Here is a 16,409-nt window from a genome sequence, read left to right as displayed (position 1 = left end):
AATATACGAATTATTTTTGAATACCAAATAATGTCATGAATAAAGTTTGATAATTAATACTAATTAACTCAAGTTTCGTAAGTCCTATAACCTAAATAGTTACTTAACTTGCGAAACTTAAGTAATTAATCATTAACCATTAATTATTGGTTCCAGTCTATTTTTCTAGAGGCATACATTACTACCGCCAGGATAGCAAAAAGCCCTAAACTACCTACCAATAAGGCATAGTTTTCTAGCTGGATAATCACATAGATAAATCCGTACAAGGCGGCTAAAGAAATACCAATGAAGGCTGGAAACCTCTTATTCTTGAGAATCGCTACCGAATACAGAGAGATAAGCCCGATGGTCATCACCGAAGAGATGAGGTACGCCAAGGCGAAACTACTATGTTCGGTAAAGGAGATGAGTAAGGTATAGAAAAGCACTAAGGCTAGGCCTATCATCGCATATTGGAAAATATGAATCTTTATCTTGCTGATACTCTGCAATAAGAAGAAGATAAGGAAGGTTAGCCCTATGACTAAGAAACCATACTTGGCAGCTCGCTCATTCTGCTGGTACTCATCAACAGGGATTACAAAATTTACCTGATAGGCATATTCGCTGATTTGGGGTAGCTCTCCGAAAGCCTGCTGGGAGAAGGGACGGTTCAGATATAGTACACGCCAAGAAGCACTAAAGCCTTGGGACGTGATCTGCTTCTCATAGGGAAGGAAGTTTCCTACAAAACTCGGATTCTGCCAATTGGACGAGATAGTTCCTTCGGTAGTCTTGCCTATAGGGGCAATAGCGATGTGCTTACTACCATCATAGGTGATAGAAAGCGAGAAATCTAATGGTTTGTCTAACTCTCCCATAGAAATAAAGGCGGTCTGTAAGGAGGAGATACGACTACTTTGGCCTTCGTAGTACTCGTTGTCATCTCCTCGGTAGGACATGGAGTTTCTCCAAAGGTAGTGTTCAGGGTTCTCTTGGTCATAGATAGGCTCAAAGGGATAAGGCTTTCCCGCCAAGGTGATCGTTACGATGTTCTTGATACTACTTAGGTTAGTTGTGCGAATAAGAATGGTAGCTTTGTCCCACTCTATATCCTCCTGAGCGATTCCTTTGGAGGAAAAATCAGGAGCCACATAGCGACCAGTAAAATCCATAGTAGCATTGAAAACCGAGGATTCATAGTTATTACGCTTCTTCACTTCGGTTTTTACCTGAGCGTGGCTCTTGAGTTCTTCAGGGAAGAAGTAGGCATAGGAAGTGGTGTAGGTAGTGTGTTTTGCATCCAAATAGGCCTTGTAGGGAACCTTTAGGATAGGCCCATAGAAGTAGATCGCACCGCCCCATTTTTCGTCAATTTCCTCTATGACACGCTCTTGGCGGTCGTTTCTCTCTCGCACCAAGTCCTTGACAAAGGATAGTGGAATGAGTAATAAGAGGGCTAAGGTTCCAACAAGGAACATACGGAAGGTGTTGGATTGCAATAGGTTTGCAAAAGTTGATTTCTGAGTGTTCATTTTTATAAAGAATTTTAGTTAGTTACAAGTTACGAGTGACAAGTCATTAGTCATTAGTCATTAGTCATTAGTCATTAGTCATTAGTCGTTAGTCGTTAGTCGTTAGTCGTTAGTCGTTATTAAAAAGCGCTTTGTATTTCAAAGTAAAAACCTAAAAAAATAATAGGAGCAGTTCGTCACTAATCACTCGTCGTTAGTCACTATCACTGGTCACTACAATGATTTTCTCAAGGGCTTCTAAGTGTTCTTGGAAGGCTTGGCGGCCTTTGGCAGTGGCTTTGTAACGGGTATTGGTTTTGCGACCGATAAAAGTCTTCTCCACGGTGATATACTCCTCATTCTCAAGAGCACGGGTATGGCTGGCCAAGTTGCCGTCTGTAACGCCCAAGAGTTCCTTGAGGGTGTTAAAGTCGGCACTTTCATTGACCATCAGTACTGACATGATTGCCAAGCGAATACGATGGTCAAAGGCTTTATTGATATGTGCTAAAAGCGTTTTCAAAATGTCTCAATTATCCGTCTAACCACATATGGGTGATTTCTTTTTCTTCAAATTCTATTATTAGCAAGTGGTCAGTGTAAATATCAGCTGCTTCCACATTGGCAAAGATGCCTTTTTCCCCTACTTCTACTCTCATACGATATACTTCTAGGGTGTCATACCAATTATCGTCAGCTTTAGGGAAAACATCATAGTCTTTAAATTCATAGTTAAAGCTATTGATAATAACTTCTTTAGCGGTAGCGAACCACTCTAAGTATTCTTTTATTTTCGAAAAACATTCTTCAAAGGTAATTTTGGAATGAATAAATAACTCAAATCTGTTACCTTCTAACTCTTTATTGAAAATGAGTATTTTTTCACGCTGTATCTTATACTGATGTCCGAAAGTTGTTTTTTCTTTTATAACAAAATCCTCTTTCTTAAAAGGTTTTTGTGCTCGTTTGACTCTCAATTTGCGAATATCCTTGATACAAAAAGTATCTTTGTGTGATTTTGCTTTGTCTTCCAAGACGACTAACTTGCTTTTCTCCTTATAATTGGTAGGGTCAGCAATGCGTAAGAGAGTCTCATAAGCCGATAGATGGTATCCTAGTAAAGAGTAAGTATCAGTAAGGATACGTTCCTCTTCTAAGGTGCGTTCTTCTTTGGCTTGCAAGTCATACAACAAGTCATAAAGAGCTATTGCTCCTTCATGATAGTCTGTTGCTTTGCGAAAAGCATTAGAAGCATCAATATAGCGCTTTAAAACTTCTGTCATTACTTTATTTCTTTCTATTGCGTTCGTATTTGAAGTGCATAATACCTCCATAAAGGATATGGCATAGGCCAAAACCTAAAGTCCAGAACAAAAGTCCATAACCAGGGAAATATGCAGCTAATAAACCTAATACGATTTCAGTAATCCCAAGGTAATGCACATCACCAAAGGTGTATTTGCTTACATTCACGCACGCCAATCCATAGAATATCAGGGTCATAGGAGCAAGCAAACCATAATGGCCATTCCTTAGAAGCAGCACACAGAGTACGCCTCCAGTGAGCAGCGGAAGAGCAAAGTTATATAAGGCACGCTTGGAAGTGGTATTGACCAGAGTTTCCCCATTGCGTTTGGCCTTGTAGGCGGAAAACAAATAAGCGGTAACTATGGAAGCGATAAGTACCCCCAAGGCAATCGCTATCAATTTCTTAAAGGTGTAGCTCTCCAAAATCACATAAGACTCCTGCAGGTGGTGTGCTTCCAAAATCTTAAAAGCAGAACCAGCCCCAATAAGTGCATACACTCCTGCCAATACCCCAGAGAGTCCGCTCAAGGAGAGAAATTGGGTGGAGCGACGCATCATCTGGCGTATTTCCTTCAGATCATCTAAGTATTTATGCTCTTCCATAAGAAAGTACTTTGAGCTGCAAAGTAACGATAAATAATTGATATAACCAAATGTTTTTTGGATTTTTTTATTTAACGTGAGTTCGACATAAGCAAAATTATATTTCTTCTCCCACAGATTCCACGGATTTTCACAGAGAGAATAACACAACAACTAAGTATAACTCTTTAATTTCCACGGATAAATAAGGCCAAAGGCCTTATAAAAATCTGTGTAAATCGCAACAGCACAATTACACAAATATAGAAAATCTGTGAAATCCGTGAAAATCTGTGGGAGCTTTCGTTATATCGAACTCACGTTATTTATCGAAATTTGAGGCGATTCTTTGGAGTTCTTCCTCAACATACGAGGGAGTTAGTAGCGTGGCATTTACTATAGAAGTACTTTTACGGATAAAGACATTTCCTTCTCGGGGTTGGTAAAGTGTTTCTTGCACACTATTTTCATAGTTAGGAGGAAAGTGAATATGACGTAATCGGACAAACATCTCTCGGATATCGGTAGCGGAAGGAGGAAAACTTATTATCATGGCTTTTCGTTCAAGTACTTTTCTTATGTGGGTATAGAGAAATAAATCAAGAGTTTGGCTTAGAGCAATAAGACAATTGGCTTCCAATCGATTGTATTTGTAGCAAGTTATCCTGATGATGGGTAGTTGTGCCTCCTTAAGAAGCCGTTCTAAGGAGGAAAGCCTTGCCTCTAAACTTTCTTTTATGAGATCATCAAGAAGTCGGTTAGGGGTGCTGAACATATCTAAATGTAATAAGGGTTTCATAAGCTCAATGTTTTTCGGCAAAGATAAGGTAAGTAAAATATCATTTTTTGACACCCGATTTAAAACTATAAAAATTTGTTTATCTCCTTATAAAAACCTAATTTTGCGCTCAAATATAAAAAGAAGTATAATATACTTCTCGCAAAGACAGAAGATAGTACTATGGACGAACTTAAGTGTATAGAAATCAATAACTTTACTACCCTATTGGGGAAAGAATATCCTTGCTTGGAACTGACCTATCAACTTTTTGGGCAGCCTTTGGGGGAGGCTCCTGTAATTGTAGTGAATCATGCCCTTACAGGAAACTCTCAGGTCATCGGTAAGGAGGGCTGGTGGAACCAAACGGTAGGGGAGGGGAAGCCTTTTGATACGCTTACCCATACGGTGATTTGCTTTAATATCCCTGGTAATGGCTATCGCAATGGGGCGCTGATTGCTGACTATAAGCTATGGACAGCCCGCGATGTGGCGCGGATCTTCCTCTTGGGCTTGCAACAACTGGGAGTGGAGCATGTGGATATCCTTTCGGGGAGTTCCTTAGGGGGCGGTATTGCTTGGGAGATGCTGGCCTTGGCACCCCAATATATAACCCACTTCTTTGCGGTGGCTACCGACTGGAAAACCACGGACTGGGTAATAGCCAACTGTCTTGTCCAAGAACGACTCTTGGAGGGCAACAATCCCTTGCACGATGCCCGTATGCACGCTATGCTCTGCTATCGAACTCCTGCTTCGCTTAAGGAAAAATTTGACCGTAGTGTCAATATAGAACGCAACCTCTTCAATACGGAAACTTGGCTGCTCCATCACGGAGAGAAACTCCAAAACCGATTTACCCTTGAGGCTTATAAGCTAATGAATCAGTTGGTTAAAACGATAGACATTTGCAAAGATAGGGGAGGATTTGAGCAGGTAATGGTACCTGTAACGACCCAGATACATATCATAGCCACTGATACCGATTTGTATTTTGTACCTCAGGAAAATAGGCTTACTTACCAAGCTTTAAAGCAAATGGGTAAGGAAGTAACTTACCATGAGATACACTCCATACATGGGCATGATGCCTTTTTGATAGAGTTTGACCAGCTAGATAGCTTTATTCGCCCTTGTCTTGGTGACGTTGTGGCATAGTTATTGCAAGAGGATCTACAAAAAACTATTTATGAGAGCGATATACTTTCTTTTGTTCCTACTAGTCTCTACAGTGTTGTGGGGGCAGCAACCACTTTCCCAGACACAAGCTACGGCTTTCAAGGAGAAGGTGATGGCAAAAAATAAGACAATCAAGACCATGCAAGCGGCTTTCACTCAAAAGAAGCATTTGGAGTTTATGTCCAACGATATAGAAACCAAAGGGAAGATGTTTTTTTCGGCTCCTGATAGGCTTAATTGGCAATATACAACCCCCTATCAGTATCAGATTGTCTTTCAAAAGGATCAAATCAAGGTCAATGATGCGGGGAAGGTTTCCCAAATGAAGGCGGATAATAAGATTTTCAAAAAGATTAATAGCCTGATTGTAAGCACGGTAAGTGGCAATATGTTTGACCAAAAAGAGTTTGCTGTCACCTTATATAGTGAAGGGAAAGATACCAAGGCGCAACTGCGGCCCAAGGACAAGACCTTGCTCAAGTACATTAAGGAAATACATTTGTTTTTCTCCCCTGATGCCACTGTAGGGCGTGTCAAGCTCATAGAACCTACCGACGACTATACCGAAATCACTTTTACACACCAACAACTCAATACCCCTATTGATGAAGCGGCTTTTACACTATAGTATCTTTTTCCTATGCCTCAGTTGTGGCACTTCCTACCGCTTGCCTGATACTTACCAGAAGGAAAAGACAGGGGAGTATATAGCCAATCCCTATTTTGGCATAGGCGAATACCAGCTAAGAGCTACTATTGAGGCCTATGGACATAGCTTCAATGGGGTGTTGGCCATAAAAACCGCTACTTACTTTCATATAGTTGCCCTAACTACCGATTTTGGTAATACACTTTTAAAATTCTATTATAAAAGAGGAGAAGGCTGGCGAGTGGAATATATAGCCGATCCTTTGGATAGGAAGCCACTTATTAAGCTCCTCCAGCGGGATTTTGAGGATTTATTGGAAGCAGATAGGTATGGGGACAAATATATCCATAATCAAGAGGTAGCTTATGTAGTAACAGAGGGAAAAAGAAAGGTGTATCTGTTTGAAAATCAAAATAAAAAAATATATCAGCAACTCAATACAAAAAAGTCAAAACCCTATACTACTTTTACCGCTCACTATAGGCAGACGGGCGAACTCTCACAGATCGTAATCGAGCATCACACCTTGCCTGTGAAGATGACTTTGGACGTATTGCCTTAAAAATAAATACCTTATGTTAGACGACTTTTATACACTCAACCAGATAGCACCTCAGGGCGAGGGGAAATACATTTGTCGTATTACTCTCAATCCTGCTCACCCGATTTTTGCAGGTCATTTCCCTGGTAATCCCATTACTCCTGGGGTGTGTATGCTCCAGATTATCAAGGAACTCACAGAAAAGATCACTCAAAAGAAACTTTTCTTGAGTAAGACCTCCCAAGTGAAGTTTATGACCCTGATCAATCCTCATACAGCGGGCGAACTCTCCCTACAGATGGAACTTATAGAGCAACCAGAGACGATTGTAGTAAAGAATATTACTTCCTTTGGTGATACCATAGCCCTAAAACTAACCAATACCTATAAGATATGCTAAGATTTTGTTTGTTGTGTTGCCTTATACCACTTTTTGTACATGGACAATCAGTGGAGGAGATACGCAAGGCCTATACTTCTGCTTCCTCTACTAAAGAACATACAGCACAGTTCTACCAACTGATGCAAGGAGTGAGTACAAATACGCCCCTTTTGCAGGCTTATAAGGGGGCTGCCCTGATGATGTACGCCAAGCAATCGGGTAGGCTCCGACAGTCTCTCAAAGAAGGTAAAGCACTCATAGAGAGCGCAATAGAGAAAGAACCTGAAAATATAGAACTTCGTATGGTACGACTCAGTGTGCAGGAACATCTTCCTAAGATAGTGCCGTACCGTTCTGATATAGAAGAGGATAGAAAGTATATTCACGAACATATTGCCCAGCAACCACAACCACTGAAAAAGTATATAGAAAACTATTTTAAGGACAAGTAACAAGAGACCAATTCTTGATTTTTTTGTTTTTTTATTTTACTTTTTTTTGTATATTTGCCCCCACAATTAGTTTTAATCAAAAATTTTATATTATTAGACAAATGAAAGTATCGTATTTTTTAACAGCCCTGTGTTTCTGTACCGCTTTTTTTAGCTTTGCCCAACCCAAGTTGGAAGATTCTTGGAAGGATAACCACTTGAACGAAACCTTAGAAACGCCCCTTGGTTTCCTAAGAAAGGAAAAAACAACGGTGAATAAGGTAGATTATTTCTTGGGAGTGGATAAGAGTAACAAAATCAAATATATAGAAACCAGTAGCCCAACTTTTAAGGTAGGTACTTACAACCTTGCCACTAAGTTATTTGACTTCAAAAACTATACTTATACCCGCTATTTCGACGGCTGGGGCTATTATCTTAGGATAAATCCATCTTGGTGTGCTTATTTCGGAAAAGGAAAACCAACCAAGGATAGCCGCCCTATCTTCTATTTCAACTATAACTTTGGAAAGGCAGAAGGTAAACCTATCTTTGATGCTAATTATGAGGAGGTACTTGCCGCTCAGCAAAAAGCAGAGAAGGAAAAAGCAGAGAAAAAAGCTAAGGAAAAAGAGGCTATAGCTAAGAAAAATGCAGAATATGAAAAGGAAAAAGCGCGCCTGGAAAAGGAAAAAGCAGAGAAAGAAAAGGCGGAGCTAGAACGCAAACTTGCTTTGCAGAAAGAGGCAGAAAAGCGTAAGGCTGAAGAGGAGGCCAAGAAAAAAGCTGAAGAGGAAGCCAAACAAAAGTATGCCCGCGAGGTAGCTGAGTACAACGCTAAGAAAGAGGCCGAAAGAAAAGCAAAAGAGGAGGAGAGAAAACGCAAATCCGAGGAGTTCCGTACCGGTCAGCGTGTGGTAAATACAGAGTTGGCCGAAACAGGTAGCGGTACGTCCACTGAGGCGCTACAAGGCGGAGAAAAACTCTTGGACGAAAACCTAAAGACCAAGATAAAGAAGTCCCTACGCGACTATCAAGCCTATATCAAGAAAAACCAAAAACGCACAGAGGCCTATCCGTTAGTGCTTATCAATTACAAAGATGTGATGGACTACCCACAGAGTGAGTTGGCCAAAATCAGTAAAATCGTTTCCACTACGGTTTTCAAAAAAGGCGCTCCACGTACTACCGACTTTAAGGAAAAAGGGGCTAATGGAGTAGTGATTATCAAAGTAGAGTTTTAAAATTGAGTTTATTGTTTTTTTTATTTGACAAGAAAAGGTATCGCTTTCGGGCGATACCTTTTTACTTTATCGGGTGAGTTTCTTGTATTTGATACGGGTGGGAGTAACCTCCTTGCCGAGGCGTTTTTTCTTGTTTTCCTCATATTCTGAGAAGCTGCCCTCGAAGAAATACACCTGAGAATCCCCCTCAAAGGCCAAGATATGAGTACAGATACGGTCTAAGAACCAGCGGTCGTGGGAGATCACTACCGCACAACCAGCGAAGTTCTCCAAACCTTCTTCTAAGGCACGTAGGGTATTGACATCCAGGTCGTTGGTAGGCTCGTCCAAGAGGAGCACGTTGCCTTCTTCCTTGAGAGTCATGGCCAGATGCAGGCGGTTGCGCTCTCCTCCAGAAAGGGTGGCTACCTTTTTGTTTTGGTCACTACCAGAGAAGTTAAAGCGGCTCAGGTAGGCACGGGAGTTCACTTGGCGACCGCCCATGAGAATGAGGTCTTGTCCGTCGGAGAAGTTTTCCCAAATGCTCTTTTCGGGGTCTATATTCTTATGAGTCTGATCCACATAGGCGATTTTTACCGTATCTCCTACGAGGAACTCCCCGCTATCGGGCTTTTCTTCTCCCATAATCATACGGAAGATAGTGGATTTCCCTGCACCATTGGGGCCTATCACCCCTACGATACCCGCTTGTGGGAGGACAAAGTTCAGGTCATCATAGAGGAGCTTATCACCGAAAGCCTTGCTTACATGGCGCGCCTCTATCACATTGGTACCCAAGCGAGGCCCATTAGGGATATAGATTTCGAGCTTTTCCTCCAATTGTTTTTGGTCTTCACTCAGTAGGCGGTCATAGTTCTGCAAGCGCGCTTTCTGTTTGGCTTGACGCCCTTTGGCGCCTTGTCGTACCCACTCAAGCTCACGTTCGAGTACCTTTTGTCGCTTAGTTTCTGCTTTTTGCTCTTGGGCAAGGCGTTTGGCCTTTTGATCCAGCCAAGAGGAGTAGTTGCCCTTCCATGGGATTCCCTCCCCACGGTCAAGCTCTAAGATCCAGCCCGCTACATTGTCCAAGAAATAACGGTCGTGGGTGACAGCAATCACTGTACCTGCATACTGTTGGAGATGCTGCTCAAGCCATAGGACAGATTCGGCATCAAGGTGGTTGGTAGGCTCGTCCAAGAGTAGTACATCGGGCTGTTGCAATAGGAGACGGCAGAGGGCTACTCGGCGGCGTTCTCCTCCTGAGAGTACCTTGATAGGGGTATCAGGGTCAGGAGTACGGAGGGCATCCATAGCTACTTCCAGCTGATTGTCAAGCTCCCAAGCATTCAGCGCATCTATCCTGTCTTGTAACTCCGCCTGCTTGTCCATGAGTTTTTGCATCTTCTCTGGATCGGAGTAGTTCTCCTCTAGTCCAAAGAGGTCATTGATATGGTTGAACTCGTCCAAGAGCTTCACCGTCTCGGCTACTCCCTCGCGAACGACCTCAATAACCGTTTTTTCCTCGTCTAATTTGGGTTCTTGCTCTAAGTAACCCACTGTATAGCCAGGGGCAAAGACCACTTCGCCCTGATAGTTCTTGTCTATCCCAGCGATGATCTTCAGTAGGGACGACTTACCCGCCCCATTAAGCCCCAGAATACCAATCTTAGCCCCATAGAAGAAACTCAGATAGATATCCTTAAGCACCTGTTTGTTGGTAGATGAATAGGTCTTACTGACCTTATTCATGGAAAAGATAATCTTTTGATCGTCTGCCATAATAAAGTGAAAAATTAAGGGCAAATATACGAATTATTTTGTATATTTGTCGGCAAAAATAGGATTCAAGCATGTGCCATATATGTCATAAATCTCTCTTAGTCTCCATTATTTTAGGGATGACTTTGCTCATCTCGTTCTCTTGTTCAGCACAGAAGAATACCACTCACCCCACAGAAAAGGGCATGTTTGATCAAAACGGAGAGTATAAGGGAGACGTTTTCCTTCGTCTGGATGAAATAGAGACACTTGTAGATACGATTATAGCAGAAGGGAAAAGAAAGAGAAGGCATTATGTAATGCAGTATCCTGATGGAAAAGGAAACGTATACAGATTTGGGAAAGGTGATAAATACGCAGGTTTGTATTGGTTTAACTCTTATAACAGATATCAAGTATATCGTGGGTACTATCTAGATACAGGTACCATATATACCAAGAAAACAGCGTTAGGAGATACTCCTATTGGCAAAGAAATCACCTATACAAAAGAGGGTAAGGTAGAGAGTATCATAGATTATGAAGCTGATTTTTCTACACCTTTGGAAGAAATAGTAGCTTTATGTAGAGAAAAATTTAATGTAGATTTAGAACACAAAGTTCCTACGAATCCTTCTAATCTTGATTTTAAACGTGTGATTTATAAGGAGCATCCCGATTGTCCTAAGGCTTACATACTATCATTTTTTCCAAAGGAGGAAAAGGAAAATAATAAAAAACGATTTATAGTTATTAAAGATGAAACTAAAGAAGTTGCAATTGATAAATTAATTGATGGAGGGGAGTTAATTTATGGAGGACACGGAGAAAGATTTGATGAGGAAGAAGTTCCTGATGAAGAAATTATAAAAGCACTCCTTTTTCATTATAAATAAAAGTGCTTAATCCTAGCGGGGGGGTGACGTATACAGAGACAAAAACTAAATTTTAATATTTTTTTACTATGACAATAATAGAACTTATAAAACTTATTAAACCCTTTCCTATATTATTTATCAGAAAACATAGTATATTTAACCTCGAAGTATTTATTGATGGTTGGTACTATCGTGATGAAGATGAAGATGTAAAGGCAGATATTTTATACACAGACTTTTATGAATGGTTACGTAAAAGATATAATATGAATGATAGTAGAGGCTGGGCTGATATACTTCTCTATATATTTAAAACAGAAGAGGAAGCTCTTATTCAATTCTTTATTTTATTTAATATATTTTATAAAGAAACTTATGGAGAAGAATTATGGTAATGTATCAGATGTGTTGTTGAAATTTCAACAACTTGCTAATCAATACAATATAAAAGAACTAAACCTTTATTTTCCTTTACCCATTATAGAGAAAAGCATTTTAAAAGGCTATAATACGCTCTAAATAGTGTAAAGGGGTATCTAATGTTTCAGATGTGTGGGTGAATTTATTTCTCTTAAAAAATAAAAGTGTTTCATCTCAAGAAAAAAACGTATCTTTGTATAAAAGAAACTTACATGAAAAAAATCTATTTATTATTATCAATCTCATTGATATTCATTAGCTTATCCTTGCAGGCGCAGACCAAGCAGTATAAAGTCCGCACGGTGGCTTTCTACAATGTGGAGAATTTGTTCGATACCATCAATGACCCGAAGAAGTTTGATGACGAGCGTACTCCTGAGGGCAAAGACCACTGGACAAGTGCCAACTACTTTGATCATATCCATAAGATAGCTTCCACTATCGCCAAGATAGGACGAGATGTTACAAGTACAGCGCCTGATTTTGTGGGACTTGCGGAGGTAGAGAACCGCAGTGTGGTGGAGGATTTAGCCCATAGCGAAGCCCTCAAGGATTACAATTACGGCATCGTACATTATGATTCTCCTGATGCCCGTGGGATAGATGTGGCCTTTATGTACAAGAAAGATGTATTCACCCCTACCCATACCTCCAAGCACTTTTTGGATATCAAAGACCCTTCTACAGGCAAGCCCCGCTATACACGCGACCAAATTCTTGTCTCAGGACAGATGGAAGGGGAGGAGCTACACTTTATCATCAATCACTGGCCTTCACGCTCAGGAGGAGAAGCGGCCTCTCGTCCCTTTAGGGAAGCAGCAGCGGCTCTGAACAAGCACATTTTTGATTCCTTAACCGCTATCAATCCCAAGGCAAAGGTCATCAGTATGGGCGACTTCAATGATGATCCTACCAACTCAGCTTTTAAGAAAGTACTCAAGACTAAGGCAAATAAGGAAAAAGTAAGCCAAGGCGACTTGTACAATCCTATGGAAAACCTCTTCAAGAAAGGGGTGGGTACTTTGGCTTATCGCGATAGCTGGAGCCTTTTTGACCAATTTGTTCTTACTTATGGCTATATAGGTAAGCAGGTGGAAGGGTACAAATATTGGAAAGCAGGCGTATTCAATAGCCCAGAGCTAGCCAATCCTTCAGGACGGTTTGCAGGCTATCCTTTCCGCAGCTATGCCAATGGTAGCTATACAGGTGGTTATTCCGACCACTTCCCTGTGTATCTCTTCCTGATTAAATTAAGTGAATAACGAAAAGTGAAGAGTGAATAACGAAAAGAGAATTAAGTGAATAACTAAAAGTGAAGAGTGAAGAGTGAATAGTAACAATAGTTACCCACTCTTCACTTTTTACTTATCACTAGTCACTAGTCATTAGTCATTAGTCATTAGTCATTAGTCATTAGTCATTAGTCATTAGTCATTAGTCATTAGTCATTAGTCATTAGTCATTAGTCACTTTTCACTTATATATCTCGCGTCCAGAAAAGAAAAATGCTATTTCTCTTTGGGCGTTTTCGTTGGAGTCGGAGCCATGTATGGCATTTTCTCCTACGCTTTCCCCGTATTTGGCACGAATAGTGCCTGCTTCAGCCTTGGCAGGATCGGTAGCTCCGATGAAGGTGCGGAAGGCTTCCACAGCATTGTCCTTTTCCAAAGCTATGGCGACAATAGGACTGCGCGACATGAAAGCGACCAACTCCCCAAAGAAGGGACGTTCCTTGTGCACTTCATAGAACGCTTCAGCTTCTCTTTGGCTTAGCCAAACATATTTGAGGGCTAAAATGCGATAGCCTCCTTTAATAATTTGGTCAATAATAGCTCCTGTATGCCCTTTTTCTACGGCATTGGGCTTAATCATGGTGAATGTTTGGTTGGTTATCATAAGGTAAAGATTAAATAAGTTGCTGTATTTCAGTGTTTTGCTAATCTGTTTTTGAATAGAAGAGCAAGGGGTGAAAATTTTTGTGTAAAAGTACAAAAAAAATTCGTGATAGGAGTTGGAAGTTATAAATTTTTTTGTACCTTTGCACTCGGCAAGTCCTACACGACCAGCTCCCTTAGAATCCTCCAGGGTGGGAACGCAGCAAAGGTATAAGGTTGTAGCGGTGCGATGTAGGTAGCTTGCCACTTTTTTTTTGCCTATACTTTATCATAACTACTTCATAGATAAATAAATAAAAATTATGACAGAGCAACAAATCCTAAAAAAAATAGACAAATGGAACGAAGATGACCATATACAGGCCATCATCGATTTCATAGAGAAGCTCCCCGATGAGAGTAAAACCACTGAAGTACTCAGTGAGTTAGGACGTGCCTATAATAATTTGTATTGGTTAGATCCCTCTGAGGAGAACGAAAAATACTTGCGCCGTGCGGTGGAGGTGTTCAAATATCTGGAGGAAGAAATAGGAGATACCGAAAGTTGGAATTACCGTATTGGCTATTCTTACTTCTATCTCAATGATATAGACAATGCCCGCAAATACTTAGAACGTGCCCCTTCACTTTCTGGTACACAAGAATTGCTACACTATATAGCCTTGGCCGATGAGAAAGGCATCTCACTTCGTGAGGCGGTCAAGGGTGGCCGTGGTGAGGTGGAATATATCTTGGAGGACTTTGTAAAAACCCTTAAGGAATATGCCCCCCCAATGGCATCACGCCTAGGTGCTCCCGCTACAGAGCAGCAGATAGAGCGCTTCGAACAGCGCTTAGGTTTTGAGCTGCCTGAGGAGTTCAAGCAGCTACATAGAACCTTTAGCGGGCAACAGGGTGATGGGCCTTTCTTTGGAGTAGGACAGCGCTTTTTAAATCTTGACCAAATAGAAGAAGCCCAAAGAAATATCGTCGCTTTCTTAGAGAACCACTTTGGAGGAGATTGGCAGACCAAACAAATCCCAGAGGAAGAGTTCGTTGACGAAGGAGAGGTGAAGAATCAGCTCTTTAACCGCAAATGGGTGCCTTTTATGATGCAGCATATAGAGGGAGAAAAGGATAGCTACTTGTGCTTTGATTTTGATAATGATGAGGATGGTATCTTCGGGCAACTCATAGGGGTAACCCCTCATGAGAATTTAGAGGAGTACGATGTGTCTTTTGTTTTTGCAGGACTTTTCCAATGGCTATCGGCCACTATAGAAGGTATAGAAACAGGACGTATGGCCTACTCAGAGCAGAAGGATGCCATAGAGTTCCTCTCTAGCAACTTTGAACCAGCTTACTATGACGAGCAGGAACGTGAGGCCTTGGAGACTTATATCAAGGAAAATATAGGTGAGTTTGACGAGGTATTCCACGAGTTGGTCTCCCCTGATATTCACTGTGATATCTATATTGTAAAACCTACTCCAGAGCGTAATTACTACACTTTGGTTACAGGAGGTATGGGGGCTTATCATATGAATATCCCTGAAGACTTCTCAGGCAGTCCTTTTGCAGAAATGGTCATTCACCTACCAGCCACTTGGAACATCAAGAGTGAAGAGGAGAAAGATTATTGGCCTATACGTTGGCTTAAAATCCTCTCTCGCCTACCTATAGAACAAGATACTTTCTTGGCTTGGGGGCATACCGTACCTACGGGAGAGCCTTTGGAAGGGACAAAGTTTACCTGTATGCTTCTTATCGGTACTGATGACAAGCAAGGGGAGGAAGCTATAGCGAAACTCCCTACAGGCAAAGAGGTAAATTTCTACACCATAGTGCCCCTATACGAGCAAGAGATGTTGTACAAGCTTGAGAATGATAGCTCTGCCCTCTTGGAACTTTTCTCTGAGAAGGATATCCCTTACCCTCCTGTGGTAGATGTCAATCGTCCTAATGTATGCCAGGACTATGCTCCTATGCAGAATACAAGCCTTTTAGACCAAGTGTATTGGGCATTTACCCAAGAACACTTCCCAGGGCTGATGATTTTCTGGGAGGCTGTCAAGGACTATAATTCTGATATGGAAAATAGTCTAAACAACTTCAATCCTTTTGGTACCATATTCAAAACGCCTAAGGTGAAGATCATGTATGAGGCATGGATCAAGAGCAAGCGCGAACTCCATGATTTTGAGATACTTGCCAACGAGCATCTCTTAGAAGGCGAACCCGATGCCAATGGTCTCTACCAAGCTCTTATCGTCTCTGAACTCTTTTCAGGAGATGGCGCGTCCTTTGGTGCTTTAGAGCTGCTTTGGCTGATACATAACACCTTAGCCAATAAGGATTTAGGAGATCATATCTTCTTTGAAGGTTTTGATATAGAAGGCTATGAGGAAGATGGTACACCAGTGCTCTTTATTAATTGTGGCTCTTAATAGATTGATTTTTAAATAATGGAAAAAGGCTGTCTCCAAGTGGGAACAGCCTTTTTTCTTATGCCTATAGGTTTAGTGATGACTCTTCACTACCTCTTCATCGCGGTACTTGCAGCAGTCGCTTACCTTGTTATAGTCTTCTTCGGTGGCTTCTACCTTACTAGAACCATCGGGAAGGCTATTGGAGTGGCCGACCTTGGCAATGGCCTCCTGTACCTGTTGGGTAGAGGCCTTGCTCTCGTCTAGGACAAGGGATAGCTGGTGTGTATCTACATTCCACTGGGCGTACTTGACACCCTTTACTCCCAAGGCTGCTTTTTCTATACGAGCCTTACAGGAATTACAGATACCTTCTACATTGAGTTGTGCTTTTGCATTTTTACGCTGCGCTACTACAGGCAAAGCAAGGGCTAAGAGAGCCAAAAGTATAAATCTTTTCATGATAAATATAAATATATTAAGT

Annotated in this window: 18 protein-coding genes and 1 other RNA gene; 11 read left to right on the top strand and 8 right to left on the bottom strand. The window is 41.3% G+C overall.

All coding sequences use genetic code 11. The features are described from left to right. Window positions 1-143: 143 nt before the first annotated feature. From creD to HMPREF9331_RS09750, 5 genes are all read right to left on the bottom strand, one after another. The gene (gene creD, locus HMPREF9331_RS09770) at window positions 144-1,517 is read right to left on the bottom strand and encodes a cell envelope integrity protein CreD (protein WP_016420789.1); all 1,374 of its coding nucleotides are present in this window, start codon (window positions 1,515-1,517) and stop codon (window positions 144-146) included. A gap of 193 nt (window positions 1,518-1,710) precedes the next feature. Next, on the bottom strand, window positions 1,711-2,019 hold the full coding sequence (locus tag HMPREF9331_RS09765; RefSeq protein WP_016420788.1) for a winged helix-turn-helix domain-containing protein: 309 nt from the start codon (window positions 2,017-2,019) through the stop codon (window positions 1,711-1,713). A gap of 10 nt (window positions 2,020-2,029) precedes the next feature. After that, complete coding sequence (locus HMPREF9331_RS09760; RefSeq protein WP_016420787.1) at window positions 2,030-2,779, bottom strand: hypothetical protein; 750 nt, start codon at window positions 2,777-2,779, stop codon at window positions 2,030-2,032. 4 nt (window positions 2,780-2,783) lie between these two features. Continuing rightward, window positions 2,784-3,407: a hypothetical protein gene (locus HMPREF9331_RS09755; RefSeq protein ID WP_016420786.1), complete on the bottom strand. Its 624-nt coding sequence runs from the start codon at window positions 3,405-3,407 to the stop codon at window positions 2,784-2,786. 301 nt (window positions 3,408-3,708) lie between these two features. Further along, entirely contained in the window at window positions 3,709-4,185 is a 477-nt protein-coding gene (locus HMPREF9331_RS09750) for a hypothetical protein (protein ID WP_016420785.1), read from the bottom strand. A gap of 162 nt (window positions 4,186-4,347) precedes the next feature. Here HMPREF9331_RS09750 and HMPREF9331_RS09745 point away from each other — a divergent pair, with 162 nt between their 5' ends. The 6 genes from HMPREF9331_RS09745 (at window position 4,348) to HMPREF9331_RS09720 (ending at window position 8,590) form a co-directional block, all read left to right on the top strand. After that, window positions 4,348-5,322: an alpha/beta fold hydrolase gene (locus HMPREF9331_RS09745; protein ID WP_016420784.1), complete on the top strand. Its 975-nt coding sequence runs from the start codon at window positions 4,348-4,350 to the stop codon at window positions 5,320-5,322. 31 nt (window positions 5,323-5,353) lie between these two features. Continuing rightward, entirely contained in the window at window positions 5,354-5,971 is a 618-nt protein-coding gene (gene lolA2, locus HMPREF9331_RS09740; protein WP_016420783.1) for a flexirubin biosynthesis/transport protein LolA2, read from the top strand. Next, window positions 5,949-6,554: a flexirubin biosynthesis protein LolB2 gene (lolB2, locus tag HMPREF9331_RS09735; protein ID WP_016420782.1), complete on the top strand. Its 606-nt coding sequence runs from the start codon at window positions 5,949-5,951 to the stop codon at window positions 6,552-6,554. The genes lolA2 and lolB2 overlap by 23 nt, the downstream gene beginning before the upstream one ends. Before the next feature lie 13 nt (window positions 6,555-6,567). After that, the gene (locus HMPREF9331_RS09730; RefSeq protein ID WP_016420781.1) at window positions 6,568-6,933 is read left to right on the top strand and encodes an ApeI family dehydratase; all 366 of its coding nucleotides are present in this window, start codon (window positions 6,568-6,570) and stop codon (window positions 6,931-6,933) included. Then, window positions 6,927-7,367 carry a hypothetical protein gene (locus HMPREF9331_RS09725; RefSeq protein ID WP_016420780.1) on the top strand — a complete coding sequence of 147 codons (441 nt, stop codon included), beginning with the start codon at window positions 6,927-6,929 and terminating at the stop codon, window positions 7,365-7,367. The genes HMPREF9331_RS09730 and HMPREF9331_RS09725 overlap by 7 nt, the downstream gene beginning before the upstream one ends. A gap of 101 nt (window positions 7,368-7,468) precedes the next feature. Further along, the gene (locus tag HMPREF9331_RS09720; RefSeq protein WP_016420779.1) at window positions 7,469-8,590 is read left to right on the top strand and encodes a hypothetical protein; all 1,122 of its coding nucleotides are present in this window, start codon (window positions 7,469-7,471) and stop codon (window positions 8,588-8,590) included. A gap of 66 nt (window positions 8,591-8,656) precedes the next feature. Here the strand turns inward: HMPREF9331_RS09720 and ettA are convergent, their stop codons facing one another. Next, entirely contained in the window at window positions 8,657-10,348 is a 1,692-nt protein-coding gene (ettA, locus tag HMPREF9331_RS09715; protein ID WP_016420778.1) for an energy-dependent translational throttle protein EttA, read from the bottom strand. Window positions 10,349-10,467: 119 nt separating this feature from the next. Here ettA and HMPREF9331_RS09710 point away from each other — a divergent pair, with 119 nt between their 5' ends. From HMPREF9331_RS09710 to HMPREF9331_RS09700, 3 genes are all read left to right on the top strand, one after another. Further along, on the top strand, window positions 10,468-11,223 hold the full coding sequence (locus tag HMPREF9331_RS09710) for a hypothetical protein (RefSeq protein ID WP_244911723.1): 756 nt from the start codon (window positions 10,468-10,470) through the stop codon (window positions 11,221-11,223). A gap of 68 nt (window positions 11,224-11,291) precedes the next feature. Further along, on the top strand, window positions 11,292-11,600 hold the full coding sequence (locus tag HMPREF9331_RS09705; RefSeq protein WP_016420776.1) for a hypothetical protein: 309 nt from the start codon (window positions 11,292-11,294) through the stop codon (window positions 11,598-11,600). A gap of 237 nt (window positions 11,601-11,837) precedes the next feature. Further along, entirely contained in the window at window positions 11,838-12,887 is a 1,050-nt protein-coding gene (locus HMPREF9331_RS09700) for an endonuclease/exonuclease/phosphatase family protein (RefSeq protein WP_016420774.1), read from the top strand. Window positions 12,888-13,098: 211 nt separating this feature from the next. On the opposite strand, the gene HMPREF9331_RS09695 is transcribed toward HMPREF9331_RS09700, so the two are convergent. Further along, on the bottom strand, window positions 13,099-13,521 hold the full coding sequence (locus HMPREF9331_RS09695; protein WP_009640703.1) for a nucleoside-diphosphate kinase: 423 nt from the start codon (window positions 13,519-13,521) through the stop codon (window positions 13,099-13,101). Between the two features lie 149 nt (window positions 13,522-13,670). Between HMPREF9331_RS09695 and ffs the strand changes: the two genes are divergently transcribed. Then, an RNA gene (ffs, locus tag HMPREF9331_RS12855) (signal recognition particle sRNA small type) lies at window positions 13,671-13,769 on the top strand. A gap of 53 nt (window positions 13,770-13,822) precedes the next feature. Next, window positions 13,823-15,946: a suppressor of fused domain protein gene (locus HMPREF9331_RS09690; protein ID WP_016420773.1), complete on the top strand. Its 2,124-nt coding sequence runs from the start codon at window positions 13,823-13,825 to the stop codon at window positions 15,944-15,946. Between the two features lie 72 nt (window positions 15,947-16,018). Here HMPREF9331_RS09690 and HMPREF9331_RS09685 read toward each other — a convergent pair whose 3' ends face one another. After that, on the bottom strand, window positions 16,019-16,387 hold the full coding sequence (locus HMPREF9331_RS09685; RefSeq protein ID WP_016420772.1) for a heavy-metal-associated domain-containing protein: 369 nt from the start codon (window positions 16,385-16,387) through the stop codon (window positions 16,019-16,021). Between the last annotated feature and the right edge of the window lie 22 nt (window positions 16,388-16,409).

The organism is Capnocytophaga granulosa ATCC 51502 (genome assembly GCF_000411115.1).
Taxonomy (GTDB): Bacteria; Bacteroidota; Bacteroidia; order Flavobacteriales; family Flavobacteriaceae; genus Capnocytophaga; species Capnocytophaga granulosa.
The sequence above is the reverse complement of the archived record's forward strand: the minus strand, read 5'-3'. Positions and strand labels throughout refer to the sequence as shown.